This is a genomic window from Frankia sp. CeTa3Moorea (assembly GCF_978021225.1).
In genome coordinates this window covers 1-14,475 of record NZ_CDXDOR010000132.1, presented here as the reverse complement: position 1 = coordinate 14,475, position 14,475 = coordinate 1, and the positions used below count along the sequence as shown (strand labels likewise).

9 protein-coding genes are annotated in these 14,475 nt (G+C 67.3%); 5 read left to right on the top strand and 4 right to left on the bottom strand.

Features of this window, described 5'->3' with window-relative positions; genetic code table 11:
* Positions 1–173: 173 nt before the first annotated feature.
* Positions 174–1,460 carry an acetyl-CoA C-acyltransferase gene (locus tag AC08OV_RS19150; protein ID WP_476614036.1) on the bottom strand — a complete coding sequence of 429 codons (1,287 nt, stop codon included), beginning with the start codon at positions 1,458–1,460 and terminating at the stop codon, positions 174–176.
* 487 nt (positions 1,461–1,947) lie between these two features.
* On the opposite strand from AC08OV_RS19150, the gene AC08OV_RS19145 reads away from it, so the two are divergent.
* Both AC08OV_RS19145 and AC08OV_RS19140 read left to right on the top strand, forming a co-directional pair.
* Positions 1,948–2,187 carry an HTH domain-containing protein gene (locus AC08OV_RS19145; RefSeq protein WP_476614028.1) on the top strand — a complete coding sequence of 80 codons (240 nt, stop codon included), beginning with the start codon at positions 1,948–1,950 and terminating at the stop codon, positions 2,185–2,187.
* Positions 2,187–3,071 carry a hypothetical protein gene (locus AC08OV_RS19140; protein WP_476614029.1) on the top strand — a complete coding sequence of 295 codons (885 nt, stop codon included), beginning with the start codon at positions 2,187–2,189 and terminating at the stop codon, positions 3,069–3,071. Before AC08OV_RS19145 ends, AC08OV_RS19140 begins: the two co-directional genes overlap by 1 nt.
* A gap of 88 nt (positions 3,072–3,159) precedes the next feature.
* On the opposite strand, the gene AC08OV_RS19135 is transcribed toward AC08OV_RS19140, so the two are convergent.
* Positions 3,160–4,347, bottom strand: a complete 1,188-nt coding sequence (locus tag AC08OV_RS19135) for an ISAs1 family transposase (protein ID WP_476620056.1) — start codon at positions 4,345–4,347, stop codon at positions 3,160–3,162.
* Between the two features lie 370 nt (positions 4,348–4,717).
* A complete protein-coding gene (locus AC08OV_RS19130) occupies positions 4,718–7,171 on the bottom strand; it encodes an ATP-binding protein (RefSeq protein WP_476620055.1) in 2,454 nt (817 codons plus the stop codon).
* 555 nt (positions 7,172–7,726) lie between these two features.
* Between AC08OV_RS19130 and AC08OV_RS19125 the strand changes: the two genes are divergently transcribed.
* The 3 genes from AC08OV_RS19125 (at position 7,727) to AC08OV_RS19115 (ending at position 12,030) form a co-directional block, all read left to right on the top strand.
* Positions 7,727–9,562 (top strand): NAD(P)/FAD-dependent oxidoreductase, encoded by a 1,836-nt coding sequence (locus AC08OV_RS19125; RefSeq protein WP_476620054.1) that lies wholly within the window; start codon positions 7,727–7,729, stop codon positions 9,560–9,562.
* A complete protein-coding gene (locus AC08OV_RS19120; protein WP_476614033.1) occupies positions 9,559–10,533 on the top strand; it encodes an ATP-grasp domain-containing protein in 975 nt (324 codons plus the stop codon). Before AC08OV_RS19125 ends, AC08OV_RS19120 begins: the two co-directional genes overlap by 4 nt.
* A gap of 159 nt (positions 10,534–10,692) precedes the next feature.
* Positions 10,693–12,030 carry a cation:proton antiporter gene (locus tag AC08OV_RS19115; RefSeq protein ID WP_476614034.1) on the top strand — a complete coding sequence of 446 codons (1,338 nt, stop codon included), beginning with the start codon at positions 10,693–10,695 and terminating at the stop codon, positions 12,028–12,030.
* 846 nt (positions 12,031–12,876) lie between these two features.
* Here the strand turns inward: AC08OV_RS19115 and AC08OV_RS19110 are convergent.
* Complete coding sequence (locus tag AC08OV_RS19110; protein ID WP_476614035.1) at positions 12,877–13,629, bottom strand: hypothetical protein; 753 nt, start codon at positions 13,627–13,629, stop codon at positions 12,877–12,879.
* Positions 13,630–14,475 lie beyond the last annotated feature (846 nt).

The window sequence follows — 14,475 nt, the reverse complement described above, 5'->3', positions numbered from 1 at the left end:
GAACGCAACAGCGCCCCTGGATGGCTTCGTCGACACACTCGCCGAGCTCAAGCAGAAGTACGAGTTCTAAACCGGCGCTGCTCGGTCGTCCGCGAGCCGGCACCGGCAGGGTCAGAGCCGGTACCGTCCGTGGCATCCTCCAGGGCGGCCGGGGCACGGGACGAGTCAGGGGATCATACGGCCCTGGCGATCTGATCACGGCTTGCGAGTACAGATAGGCGCGATCTTGACACTCTCACCTGACGAGCGGGCCAGCCGGACCGCCGCTGATGCGATGAAGGGGCGGGAACCTGTCCTCTTATTCGCAGGATCTCGTCGTCCGGTTCGGGTGCGGTAGGCCTGTGTCGAGCAGCGGGGTGGAACGGGCCAGCGCGATGTGCTGGGAGCGTGCGGCCTGGCTGAGCCGCCGCGGCCGGCAAGGGATCGGCCGGCCGGCCAGCCCGGCGCAGGGGAAGACCAACGCCGAGCTCACGCTGGAACGCGCAGTATGAGAGCTTCTCCTTGGCCACCGCCGCGAACGCCTCGTTGATCTCGTAGAGGTTCACGTCCGCGGGGGTCAGCCCCTCCTTGCGCAACGCGGCCGCGATCGCGTTCGCGGGTTGGGACAGCAGCGAGGCGTCCGGGCCCGCGACAAAGCCATGGTGACCGATCTCAGCGAGCACGGGGAGACTGAGCTCGTTCGCCTTCACCCGGCTCATGACGACGACGGTCGCGGCACCGTCGGAGATCTGGGAAGCCGAGCCGGCGGTGATCGTGCCGTTCGGGGCGAACGCGGGGCGCAGCCTGGCCAGCGCCTCCGCCGTGGTGTCACCCCGCACGCCCTCGTCCTGCGTCACCAGCACAGGCTTGCCACGGCACTTGGGCACCTCGACCGGGACGATCTCGTCATCGAACAGACCGTTCCTCATGGCAGCGGCGGCGCACCGGTGCGACCGCGCGGCGAACTCATCCTGCTCGGCTCGGCTGATGCCCTGACCCTCCGTCTGTCGCTCAGTGGAGGGTCCCATGCCCGTCCGGTCGAAGGCGCAGAAGAGAGCGTCGCTAACGGTGGCGTCGAGAACTACGGCGTTGCCGTAGCGGACGCCGGCGCGCAGGGAGGGCAACAGGTGCGGTGCCCCCGTCATCGACTCCATGCCACCCGCGACGACGACGTCGTACTCGCCGCTTGCGATGAGGCTGGCCGCCAGCACGATCGCGTCGAGGCCGGACAGGCACACCGCGTTCACCGTGCGCGCCGGGACGTTCACCGGAACACCGCCCCGGACGGCGGCCTGCCGTGCAGTGTTCTGCCCCTGGCCCGCCTGGATGACGTGACCCATGATCACATAGTCGGCCCGCTCACCGCCGATGCCGGCTTTCGCCAACGCAGCCTCGATCGCGAAACCGGCGAGGTCCACGGCGGAGAAAGTCTTCAGCGCTCCGGACAACTTGCCGATCGGAGTCCGCGCGCCGGCGACGATGACAGCACTGTTGTGCCTGTTGGAGAAGTCATAGCCCTAGACTGCACGAATATTCTGGAGTCAAGACGTTTTCTGGATAGTTCGCTTTTTGCGTGTTCTGTGCATCGAGATTGGAACGCAGATCGCACAGCGGTGAGCTGCAGGAATGATCCGGGAAGCCGACACTTTCCGTGAGAATTTCTCTTTTTGTGTGTTCTGCGCTCTCCGGGCATGGGATCTCGATTTTGCGATTTCACCTCGCGAAAACACCGCCGAAAAAATGCTTCCGCACAAAAGAGCACGAGCGCGCCTAGTTGCACGCATTACCCGCGGCGCGGCCGTATGGTTGTAGTCGACTTAATCGCTCACTACCCGATCATCACGGGAGAGCTGACCGATGAATGGGCGGCAAAGGGCCGCCCGCATCTATGGGAGGAGGTTCCCGCAGTGGTCCACCTACGCCTCCGCAGGAACCGCTCGCGCCAGATCATGGAGGACGCGCCAGATCATGGAGGACATCGTCGTCGAGCTGCGCTCGGCGTCCGAGCCGATCGCGGCGGAGGAAATCGCCGACAAGATCGGCCGACACCGGTCCACGGTCCAGCGGTACCTCCATGATCTCGATCAGGACGGCTACGTCGACCTCATCTTGGACCGCGGGTCCCGCGGGCGTCCCAAGCACCTTTACCAATGGCGCGACGAACCCTCGCCCCCGCCCCGCCCGAACCCCGGAATGGTGACAGTCTGATGCGCGCGCTTGACCTCGCCACGCTCGTCCTGGCCAAGGGCGGCCATGACAACTTGAAGCAGGGCAGCTGCCTCCTGGAGGCGGTGTCATACCTCGCCGACGAGCCCTGGTCCGACCACCCCGAGTGCGTCTCGCCCGTGCTCGGGGCTTTCGGCCGCATCCTGAACGATGTCCTGCCCAACAACAAGCGGCAGAAGCTCAAGCCGTACATCCCGCAACTCATGGGTACGGCCGCCGACGGACTGGACGAGGCGCGCGGGTGTCTGGCACTGGATTGGCTCGTCCGGGTGTGCACGCCGACCTGGCTACGCCTGGTCCCGAGGCCGACCGCGTATGCAGATCTGCTCGCCAACCACAGGCCGATCGCCAGCCTGGAGGATGTGGCGGCGATCGGTGACATCGTCCGCGATGCAGCGTCGCACGCTGCGCAAGCCCGGGCGGCCGCCCGGGCGGCCGCCTGGCCCGCTGTTCGGGATGCCGCCTGGGATGCCGCCTGGGTCGCCGCCCGGGAGGCCGCCTGGCCCGCTGTTCGGGATGCCGCCTGGGCCGCCGCCTGGGCCGCCGCTGGGGCCGCCGCCCAGGAGGCCTGGCCCGCTGTTCAGAATGCCGCCTGGGATGCCGCCTGGGTCGCCGCCTGCAACGCCGCTCGGGCCGTTCAGGAGGCCGCCTGGGCCTCCGCCCGGGAGGCCGCCTGGGACGCCGCCTGGGACGCCGCCTGGGCCTCCGCCCAGGAGGCCGCCGCCCGGGAGGCCGCTTGGGACGCCGTTCGGGACGCCGCTGGGGACGCCGCCTGGGACGCCGCGCGGCAGCGACTCACGCCCAGCGTCGCCGAGTTGCAGACGTCGGCGATCGCACTGTTCGGCCGCATGATCCGACCGAGGTGACCTCATGACCGGCCACCGTCACGACCGAGCGTCTCGCCGCCGCCATTCTCGCTGCCGAGGAGATCAGCGTTCCTCACCAGGGGCTCCGTCAAAGTCTGTTTTGGCTGGTCAGGGCGATGATCTGGAGGAGGAGCCCAGGGTCTCTGATGGTGGCTCGGCGGGCCTGTCTGATGTTCTTGTAGCCTGCCAGGCGTAGTGCGCTGATCGTGGTATCGCGGGCGGTGGCCCAGTTCAGGGCGGCGTTCTTGGTGCGGATGGTGTGGCGGTCCTCGTCCATGGTCCGGTCGCGGACACGGTGAATGGCCTCGACCGTCCAGTGGCCACGAGCCCACCGGGCCAGCTGCGCGGGGCTGGCCTGGTCGGTGGACAGGCTCGTGACCAGGTAGAACTCCTCGGTCGAGGTCGCAGCCGGGCTGGTCGTGGTCTTCTTACGGCGGGTGGTCCGGGCCAGCTTGACCACCTGCCGGGTACCTCGGAACCCGACCAGGGACGGCGCGGAGGGGGGCAACGCCTTCAGCGCGCGTTCCTCGATCCGGCCGTGGGCCTTCTCCCGGGTCACGTGCTGGTTTCCGAACTCGTCCCACGGCAGTTTGGCCAGCTTCGCCCGCACGGTGGGCTGGTTGCCCTTGATCGAGAAAAGCCAGTGGCCGCCCTTCGCCCGGATCGCCCGGGCCAAGGGTTCGTGTGCGTGCAGGCAGTCGGTCGTGACCAGCGTGTTGTGGTCACACACCCGGTTGACCAGCATCCGTACCGAGGCGATCTCGTCGCCGGCCACGACCCGTTGATGCCCGAGCGCGGCCCCGGTGTCGTGGCGGACGGCCTCGACGACCGCCTCCTGGCGCACCGACCCCTGTGGCGTGCGGGAACGGGCGCCCTTCATCACCGTCCCGTCGAAGGCCACCGCTACCAGGCCGCCCGGGTCCGCGGGCCCGGGCGCGGCCGCGGCGGTCCAGCCCGACAGCGCCTGGTCCAACCACCCGGGCGGGCCTTCCTCCACGATCCGCCGGATCGTGCGCTCCGACGGCACCCGACGAGGGAACCCGAGGCCGGCCAGCACCCCGACCGGGAGGGCGCAGGCCCACTCCCACACCGCCACGGTGGTGTCGTGACCTGCAATATTGCCCGCGACCCACAACGCCAGGACCGGCGCGAGCTCGTAGCGAACACCCCGCGGGTCGCGCCAGTCCGGTACCCGCCGCAACACCGCGACCAGCCCCGCGACCTGCGCGGCTGTCGAGACCTCGACCTGCTCCTGCTGACACTCAAGCCACACCATGGGGGACACTACAGACACGGACGCGGCACCTGCTTCTGGAAGACCTTTGCGTGAGAACTCAGATCTTCCTGTAGGTGCCGCGTCTGCCGCGTTCCAGGGCCCTTCGCGGCCCGACCCCTAGCAGTAGCCGACCACAAACTCAAGACGCCACGCCGCACCTACTTTGACGTCGCCCTGGTTCCTCACGGTCAGCCCAGCAGGCGGAAAACCTCCACCTGGACCTCGACTGGGTTGTCACGTTCCACATGAGATGGACACGACCGGGTTGGGTGCCCTCTGTACCCGGGGACGGTACTGGCAGGCCAGCACGACGACCTCCGCCCGCTCGAGGTCGATGATCCACAGTCGCCAGCGAAGTCGCTGCCCGTAACTACCCGTGAGGTTGTACGCCTACAGAATCTCCACCTACAGAATCTCCATGAGGATGCGGGGGCGGGGTAGGGGCGATCCGCTCGCGCTCGCCAACATGTCGCTGCGGCTCACACGTACGTTCCTGGGGGCTCCTGCTGCTGTCCTTTACCCACGCGATGATCTGGGCCCGTGAGGTGAAACCGAGCTTGCCGAGAATGCGCTCGACGTGACCTTCCGCCGTGCGCTGGGCGATCACCAGGTAGCTCGCGATCTCCTTGTTGCTCAGGCCGCGGGCGACGAGGTCCGCCACCTGACGCTCCCGGGGGGTCAGAGGCACCTCCGGCTCGCCGGCGGGAACGACGGGGTGGGCGACAGGAGTCCCGGTGCCCTGGGTAGCCGCGGCGACGGCCTCGTCCAGGTCGAGTTCCGCGCCCTGCGCCAGGGCGCGTTCGAGCTTCCGTTGACCTAGGACGCGTCGCAGGGACGCCTCGCATCGCTGGTGGAACGGGGCGAGCCCGAAGGCGGCGATCGACGCCCCGGTCTCACGCCAGATCCGCCCGGCCGCGCCGAGCAGGACCGCGGACTCGTGGTGCCGGCCGGCCGAGGCCATGACCCACGCCTGCTGCTCCAGCGCGACAGCGATGCCGGCATGGTCGTGGAACGCGTATTTGAGGGAGATGGCCGCGGCATGGTGCTCCATCGCCTGCTCCAACTCGCCTAGCTGCCAGGCCGCCAGGCCGAGGCCGCACAGAGCGAACGAGCGGAAGCAGTATTCACCGAAGCGCTCGGTCAACGCCACGCATTCCGCGAAGACGGTCGCCGCCGCGTCCTGTTCCTCGCGGATTCCGTGGGCCAGCCCGAGATAGAGCAGTGATTGGGCGAGGCCGAACGGCTCGTCGAGGTCAGCGAACCGGCGGCGGGCGTCCTGACTGCGCTCCACCGCCGCCGGCCTGTCCCCGCTGATGGCGGCGAGCCTGCCCTCGACGCAGGCGATGTGTGCGAGCACCCGCTGGTCGTGCAGCCTAGCGGCCAGATCGCGAGCCTCGGCCAGCAGTGACGCCGCCGCGGTGATGTCGCCCTGGAGGGACGCGGCGTGGGCGGCCGATTGCAGACCGATGGCCCGGATCCCGTCCGGCTCCGTGGCCTTGCTCAGCCCCCGATCAAACCAGAAACGCGCCTCGCTGAGCAGCCCGATGGCGGCCCAGTATTGCCACAGGGCCACCATGATGGACAGAGCGGTCTCCGCCAGGCCCGGTGTAGTGAGGCAGAAGTCCAGCGCAACCCGTAGGTTCGCTTGCTCGCTCCGGATCCGCCTGATCCAGTCCAGTTGGGCCGGGCTGCACCACTGAGCGTCGGCGAGGGCCGCCATCCGGCGGTAGTAGGCGAGATGCCGACGGCGCACGTCCTGCTCCCGACCGGACTCGCGCAGGCGGTCCTGGCCGTACTGGCGAATGGTGTCCAGCATCCGGAACCGGACCGTCCCCTCGTCGTCGTCACGGACCAGAATCGACTTGTCAACCAGCCCGCTCAGCACGTCCAGCACGACTGCCGGCGGGCACCTGGCACCCCCCACCTGCTCAGCCGCCTCCAACGTGAACCCGTCGGCGAACACCGACAGGCACGCCCACATCTGCTGCTCGTCGGGATTGCACAGGCCGAAGCTCCAGTCGATCAGCGCGCGCAGGGTCTGCTGGCGGCGGGGCCCGGCCCTGTTGCCTCGCGTCAACAGGCTGTAGCGGTTGTCGAGCCGATCAAGGATCTGCTCCAGGGACAGTGTCCGGAGCCAAGCAGCCGCCAGTTCGATCGCCAGCGGGATGCCATCCAGGCGATGGCACAGCAACGCGACGGTCCGCCAGTTGCCCTCGTCGAGGCTGAATTCCCCGAGCACCGCTGCCGCGCGTTCCGCCAGCAGGCTCACCGCCTCGTACTGGACGAGCCCGCCAGCCAAGGCGGACTGGTCCGCGCCCGGGGCCGGCACCGGGGGCACCCTCAGCGGGGGCACCCCCAGCACCCGTTCCCCGGCCACCCCGAGCAGGTGGCGGCTGGTTGCGATGACCCGCAGGCCCGGGCCCGCGCGCAGCAGGGTGTCGACGAGCCGGGCACACGCGTCCACGAGGTGCTCGCAGTTGTCGAGCACGAGCAGGATCCTGCGCGGAGCAAGGTGCGCGGCGAGCGTCGCCGCGGTCCATCGCCCGGAGAGGCGCTGCAGGCCCATCGCCTCGGCGACCGCGTCGGCGACCAGTGACGGGTCGTCGAGGTCGGCCAACTCGGCGATCCAGACACCGTCGGGGAACGCGCGCTGCCGGTCCACCGCGAGCCGAAGGGCGAGGCGGGTCTTCCCGACCCCCCCGGGCCCGGTCAGCGTGAGCAACCGGGCGCCGGACAGCAACCGCAATGCCTCTGCCAGTTCCCGTCTGCGACCGACGAAGCTGGTCAGTTCCGCCGGCAGGTTCGACCTTCCAGGTCCGGACACATACAACACCGTCCCGCTACCTGCGGGGGGACACAACTGGGGCGGACAGGTGGGCGGACAGGTAGTGAAACAGGTAGTTCTCCCGTCCCCGCACGCCGGTCCGTCGCTCAGGCTGTGCCCATGCCGAGAACGCAGACAGCACTGCCGGCAGCCTTGGGATGCCAGGCGCCGGAGCCGCGGCGACTGGCGCGGTACCCCAGCCTGATCATGGCGCTGCCCCCGCATCCGACGTCGGCGCGGGCAGCCCGCCAGTTCGTGTGGGACGCTCTGAGTGGAGGGAGATGTCCACCTCGTCGAGCCCACTGAGCTGCTGGTGAGCGAGCTGGCCAACACAAGCCCCTTGATATCGTCGACACCAGCCCTGTGCACTTATGACGAAGTAAATTTCATGCGAGACCAAGCATGCGAGACCAAGTGCGAAAATCCAGCCGGCAGACGAGGCCGACCCGCGCCCCCCTGCAACTTCGACAAATCCCTGATTTGATGACCAACGAGAAAGCCCATTCAATGGGGGGCGTGCCGACTATTCGGCGGACGACCTCCGAAACTGATGTCGTGGTAGTCGGTGCCGGCATCGTAGGCCTGGCGAACGCCCTTCAGCTTGCCAAACGAGGCCTGCGAGTAACGCTGATCGACAACCTTCGCGACAAGAAACACAGCTACAAGGTCGGAGAGTCGTTCCTAGTCTTCACAAGTGCTTTTCTCCGCACTGTGGGCGAGCTGGACGAATTCATCACCGAGAAATCATTCGCGAAACTCGGTGTATGGTTCTCCCACGGCACGGAGAACAGATCAGACTTCCGTGACGCCACCGAGTGGGCCATCAATGCCGACCCGCATCCGCCGCACTATCTCTACGATCTTGCGCCCGACAAGAAGTGGTTCCGCTGCATGTTCCTCGACATGCAGATCGTCCGCCCCGAAGCGGAGGATGCGATGTGCGCGGCCGTCCGACGGCGTGCTGGAATAACTTTCGTCGACACCGCCCGAGTGAGCGACATACAGATCTCCCCGGGAGCGGACTGGCACCAGGTGGAATGGCTTGACGGCACAACCGGAAACAGTAACATCATCCGGGCGCGCTGGGTCGTCGACTGTTCTGGGCGCAACCGGTTGTTGGCCCGTGGCCGCGGACATGCCGCGGAGCGGCGGGAACTGACTGACGGATTTCAGACGACGGCCGTCTGGGGCCAGTTCGAGGGCGTGACCGACGGTCTGTTCGGTGACGAGTGGAAGCATACCTTCCCTAACGGCCGCAATACGCAACGCGACCTGTACACCGTACATTTGTGGGGGGACGGTTACTGGATCTGGGTCATCCGGCTCTCGAAGGACCGGATCAGCGTCGGTGCGACTTTCGACCAGCGGTCGGCGCCACCCGGCCGAACTCCGCAGGAGCAGTTCTGGAATCTTATCCGGCGGCACCCCGTCCTCGACAAGGTGATCGCACCGGAGTCGCTCCTTGAGTTCCGGACCTACCGCAACGTCCAGCACTGGACCGACACGTTCGTCAGCCCGCAGCGCTATGCAATGGTAGGCGACGCGGGCAGCATCATCGACGCCTACTACAGCCAGGGAATCGCGCTGGCGCTGGTGACCAGTTGGCATCTCGCCAACATTGTCCAGGACGACGTCCGCTCCGGGCACCTGGACCGGGCGTATATCGAGCGGGTGAACCGAGCCACTCGCCAGGACTGGCACATGCTGCGCGCGATGGTCCGTGAAAAGTACACTGCCGCGATCGCGGACCCTCGCTTCTTCGTGTTGTCCCACGTGCTCGACATGATGGTCTTCTGGTCCGTGGGCAGCACCCGTTCAGCGCTCACCCGATGGCTCGTCGACACCGAGGGCGACACCACTCGGGAGACCCCGAAGCACCGCCGCGTCCGGCAGCGTCTCCAATCCACGCTGTTCTACTCCCGGGCCCCGCTGTGGCGGTGGTTGCCGCCGGAAACCGTGCATTGGATACAGAGCCGGCTACAGGCCAACCTCGCTGCCCGCGCACGCTGGCGGCTGGATCACGGTGTCAAGCTACCAACGGTCCGTAGCGTCCAGAACGTCACCGCGCCGCTGCCTAAGCTGTGGTGGCTGGCGATCGGCGGGGACCGGGGACGAGATATTTCAGCTCATGACCTGGTGGAACCCGCGGAACTACGACCTGAGGGCACCGCGACCTGGTTGGACCGGTTACCCGTGCCGGCCAACACCCGATTGCGGTGGGTGATCCGGCTGCGGCCGTACGCCCTGCTCGCCGGATTCACCGCCGCCTATCTGTGGGACGGGGCGGACACGGCGGTCCGACGCCTACGCCTGCTTGTACGCCGCCCCAGCGACAGCGCGACGGCCAGCGAATTCGCTAACCGCGCGGCCTTACTGAGGAAGGATGAATGAAAGCCGTTACCACTGGGCGACCGATCGCCTACCTACATTTGGACTCGCAGCATGCGGAGTACCCACAGATCGTTACTACCCTGGCTGACTACGGTGTCACGGCAGTCGCGGTTCACCTCGACAACGTGCACGCCGTCGACTGGACAGCGTTCGATGGCGTGAACCTACGAATGTGCCGCGGCTTCCACGAGCGGCCCGACTTCCTTGACAAGATCCGGAGACTTTACCTGGAGCTGGACGGGAAGATTCCCATTCTGAACTCGATGCGGGTGGCCGTCGGGACGCTCGACAAACGGCGGTACCTGTCAGATCTCGAACAGGACGGCATCGCGGTGATCCCGACCCGGTGGGTTTCCCGGGGCGAGGACGTGACGATTGACACGCTCATGACCCAGACCGGATGGGACCATGTCGTCATCAAGCCAACCGTCTCGGCCGGCTCCTGGCGCACCTTCCGGGTCTCACGGAGCGGGCCGAGCACCTCAGCAACGCACTTCGTCCGGCACGGCCACAAAGCAACGTCGACGACGGGCCTGGCACCACGCTGCGACACGGAACCCGAGACCCTGCTCCGTGACCTGGTGTCCACTCATCACGTCTGTGTCCAGCCCTTTCTTTCATCGATCCTGACCCAGGGGGAACTCTCCTTCGTCTTCCTAGACGGAAAGTTAAGCCACACGGTCCGCAAAAGAGTCGCCCGGGACGGCGGCTGGTGGGCACACGAACGGTTCGGTGGCCGGAACGAAGTGATCCAGCCGACACCAGCCGAGCGTGAGTGGGCGTACGGTGTGTATGAAGCACTGGAAAACCGATACGGACCGTTGATCTTCGGCCGGGTTGACGGCTTGCGGGACGAACACCGTGTGCTGCGGCTACTGGAATGTGAGCTCGTCATCCCCCGTCTGCTCCTGACCGAGGGCAACGCCTACGACACGTACGCAAAAACCATCATGCGGGCGGTTGGCGGCTGACCCGATGATCTACTGAGAAACGCTCGCCGGCCCGGGGGGAGCAACGGTTATATACGCAGCGCATCGGACCTACCCGCGGTTTACCTCATCCTCCCACTCTCGCTCGTGCTCGGCGTCACCGTCGGTTTAGACGTCCGCCTGCCCTTCCCAGGAGTAGTGATGGTCAACGCATCCGGCCCGGTAGCCGCGCTGTCGTCCCATGTGCTTCTCGTTTTCCTGCTCCAGATCGCCGTCCTGCTCGGGCTGGCTTATCTCCTCGGGCGGGCGGCAATGCGGCTGGGAATGCCGGCAGTGGTGGGTGAACTCCTCACCGGCGTGATCCTCGGGCCATCCCTGCTCGGCACGCTCGCGCCTGGCTTCGCCGGCTGGCTGTTGCCCGCACGGGCCGACCAGTTCCATCTCCTCGACGCCGTCGGCCAGCTCGGCGTGATTCTGCTGGTCGGATTCATCGGCATAGAGATGGACATCCAGATGATGCGGCGCCGGGGTCTGACCGCCGCCCGGGTCGGCCTCGCCGGGCTGCTGGTTCCGGTGGGCCTCGGCGTCTTGGCGGGTCTGCTGCTGCCCGGCTCTCTCGTCGCGGACGGCGCCCATCGGCTGGTGTTCGCGCTGTTCCTCGGCGTCGCGCTCGGGGTCAGCGCGATCCCGGTAGCCGCGAAGATCCTCATCGACATGAACCTGCTGGACCGCAACGTCGGCCAGCTCACCCTGGCCGCGGCCGCAGTCGACGACGTGGCCGGGTGGTCCGCACTCTCCATGATGTCGGCGATGGCGACCACGGGCGTGCGTGGCAGTGACATCGCCGTGCCGGTGGTTAGCGTGCTCGGCGCCGTGCTGGCCGCCCTGGTAGCCGGTCCTCCGACGGTCCGAAGGGCACTTCGATACGCCAGCACGGCGCGCCACGGCGGTGGCCACATCGTGGCCATCACCGTACTGATCCTGGCCGCGGCGGCGGCCACGGAGGCGCTGAGACTCGAGGCGGTCTTCGGCGCGTTCATCGCCGGCATCGTCATCGGTTCCAGCCGGGGTTTCGCTCCCGACCGGGTCGCGCCGCTGCGGACGGTGGTGCTCACCGTGCTGGCGCCGATCTTCTTCGCCACCGCCGGGCTACGGGTCGATCTCGGCAAGCTCACCGACCTGTCGGTCCTCGCCGCCGGCCTGGTGGTCCTGCTGCTTGCCGTCGCAGGCAAGTTCGCCGGCGCCTACCTCGGCGCCCGGGCCAGCCGGCTCGGCCACTGGGAGGCCCTCGCGCTCGGCGCCGGGCTCAACGCCCGCGGGGTCATCGGCCTGGTCGTCGCCGGAGTGGGGCTGCGCCTCGGCGTGTTGAACACGGCATCCTACACGGTGGTGGTTCTCGTGGCGCTCGTCACCACCGTGATGACCCCGCCGATCCTGCACCTCACGATGCAACGGGTGGAGCACAGCGCAGACGAGACACTACGGCGGCTGGACCCCACCAGCGACACCGAAAGCGCACATTCCGCTGCCCGACGCTAGCGCTGGCCTTGCCGTCAAACACCCGTATCCCATAAAAGGTTGTTTCGTAACTCGGTCGGATGTGGTGTAGGTGGGGCGAGGATGTGCTCGACCCGCGCGACCCGACCGGGTCACTCCCGCTCGTCAGCCCGTCGGGAAGACCACGGACAGGTCAACGGCTGCAGGATTGGCTCTTCGGGATCACCCTGTCACCCTGCCTCTACCTGCCCAGGGGTGCGAATCCCCTAGGCCACCGACCTAAAAAGCTGTTTTAGAATTACCCCGGTCCCATATCCCACCCCGATAAAGCAGGCTGTCGACCGGTTGGCACGCCGAGCGCCGGAGTCCGATCCCTGGCGCTCGGCGCGCGTCCGAGGTCAAGACGAGATTTAAACAGGTTCTTAGAATTTTCCGCCGGGAGGGCTGGGGACCGCCGTCTGTGCCAAGCCATTCGTAACATGGCCGATGACCCCGGCCGGCGCCGGCCGGGGTGCCGTGCCTTGCAAACTCTCGGTACTGGACCGCGGCACGGGCACGGCGCCGCCGTTGTCCTGCTTGTAGCTCTGGCCGCAGCCACTGAGGAACAGAGCCGATGGAATGACGAGGGCGCCAAGCACCGTCACCATGGCTCGACGGCCACGGTGTCTCGGTGTCCGGGGCCACCGGGATCGGAAGGAATGTATGGTGTCCATAATGATTCAGTAGTCTACTGCCCTATGCGCAACTTTTCCACCTACCCGAGAGGCCGGGTTTTCCACCTACCCGAGAGGCCGGGAAGATCCTGAAGCGTCCGCCCGTTGGTCACAGTCATATCTCCGGCGGGTGAACCAGCCCGCTTCTTCCAAACCTTGCGGGCGTCCTTGACAATCAGGCGCGAGATCCCGTTCTGAATCTTGAAGCCATGTGCTCTGTGTGCTCTGTGTATTCGAGCAGGAGGTTCTTCGCGCGCCAGGCGGCGTCGATCTCGAAGGCGGCCTCGCCGCCGAGGGTTGCCAGGGTGGTCAGGATCCGGTTACGGCCGACCGGGGTGAGCGTCCGCGGGGCCCCGGACGAGAAGTCCTTTGATCGTGTATTCGGGGTCGGTAGCGCGGCCGCGGCGGCCGCGGATCCGGTGGGTGGCCCTCCGGCGGACGTCACCGACCGCCTTGTTGGCGAGGTGTGACCGGCCCGGGGCGCGGTGCTGGTGTTTCCACCGACCCGTCTCCCCGGGCCGTCCCCCGAACCCGGCGTGCCCATTACTGGGCACCGGGCCCTCCACACGTTTACGCGCCGGTCATACCGTGGCCGGTTGCGTGCTGTCAGACCACCGGTGCTGACCTGATCCTCACCGAGGATCCCAGCCTTCAGAAACGCCTTCACCAGCGTGGGAACGCGCCTGCCAGTGACCCTTTTCCGCAGCCGGCCCATGACGACCGAGTGCGAGATGTTGTCGAAACAGGCCTCGATGTCCCCCTCGAACATCCACTCGTATCCCTGGGTGGCGAAGTTGTGGGTCTCAGCTATCGCGTCATACGCCCGCCGGCCCGGGCGAAATCCGTAGCTGGAGGGAAGGAAGGCCACTTCCAGGATCGGCTCCAGGACCAGGAGAAGGGCTGCCAGGACGACCTGGCCACGGGTCACGGGAATCCCTGACCGGCACCATTTTCAGGCACCCTTCAGAATCTTTGTCTCCCGGACCGGCAACGGCCGGAACCGCTGCCTCTCCAGCTTCACGCGAATATTGGAAAGAAATTCCTCCACACCACGCCCGGCCTCGATGGCCCGGCCGGTCCGCCCGTCCACCCCGGCCGTGCGAGCCCTCTGTCCCCCCCCGGACCCGATGCCAGGCCAGGATCAGCACCAGCCGAGCCTGCCACGAGGTTATGTAAGTCAATAAACCGACGCTCACGGCCGTCGGCCGCCCAACGGTGCGGTTTCATCTGAATCCCCGGTACCCGCGCCCGAGCCTCGACGAGGCCCGGCCACGGCACCCCGGTATTCACCGGCGTCCTCCTGGCCTTTCAGCCTGCGAACCGCGGACGTGCTGCCGTCCTTTCCCCTGTGCGCGGCTTTCCCGCGCCCGGCGCACACTACGACGGCTCCGCCTCGCCCGGCCGGTCAGCCGGCCGTGGGCCTGCTCGCCGCCCCACTGGACGCGGGCGGGCGCGGGTGGGCGAGACCGGAACGGTTCTCGTGTTCACCGTGTACCGACCAGTAGGGGCGGTGCCCGGCTTTACCCCGGCAACTCTCCCGGTAGGCACGCCGTAGGCCTTCCCTGCCGCCTCCTCGACGGTACCCGTGCCCGCCGGAAGAGGCTGGTCGTGTGGTTGCGCCAGATCGCTGCAACCCGTTGGGCGACACGGATGGCGGCGCCTTCGAGGGTGCGCCCACCGTCGCGGTAGTCATAGCCGGCCCAGGTCCGAGCGGCGGCCCGCCCTGGCCGGGCCCGGTACCCGGGGGAAGGAGAGGAGAAGACAGAGATACTCC

Coding starts and splice junctions, on each gene's coding strand:
- AC08OV_RS19115 (WP_476614034.1), top strand. CDS start 10,693: ATGGTCAACGCATCCGGCCCGGTAGCCGCGCTGTCGTCCCATGTGCTT.
- AC08OV_RS19135 (WP_476620056.1), bottom strand. CDS start 4,347: ATGGTGTGGCTTGAGTGTCAGCAGGAGCAGGTCGAGGTCTCGACAGCC.
- AC08OV_RS19145 (WP_476614028.1), top strand. CDS start 1,948: ATGGAGGACATCGTCGTCGAGCTGCGCTCGGCGTCCGAGCCGATCGCG.
- AC08OV_RS19120 (WP_476614033.1), top strand. CDS start 9,559: ATGAAAGCCGTTACCACTGGGCGACCGATCGCCTACCTACATTTGGAC.
- AC08OV_RS19140 (WP_476614029.1), top strand. CDS start 2,187: ATGCGCGCGCTTGACCTCGCCACGCTCGTCCTGGCCAAGGGCGGCCAT.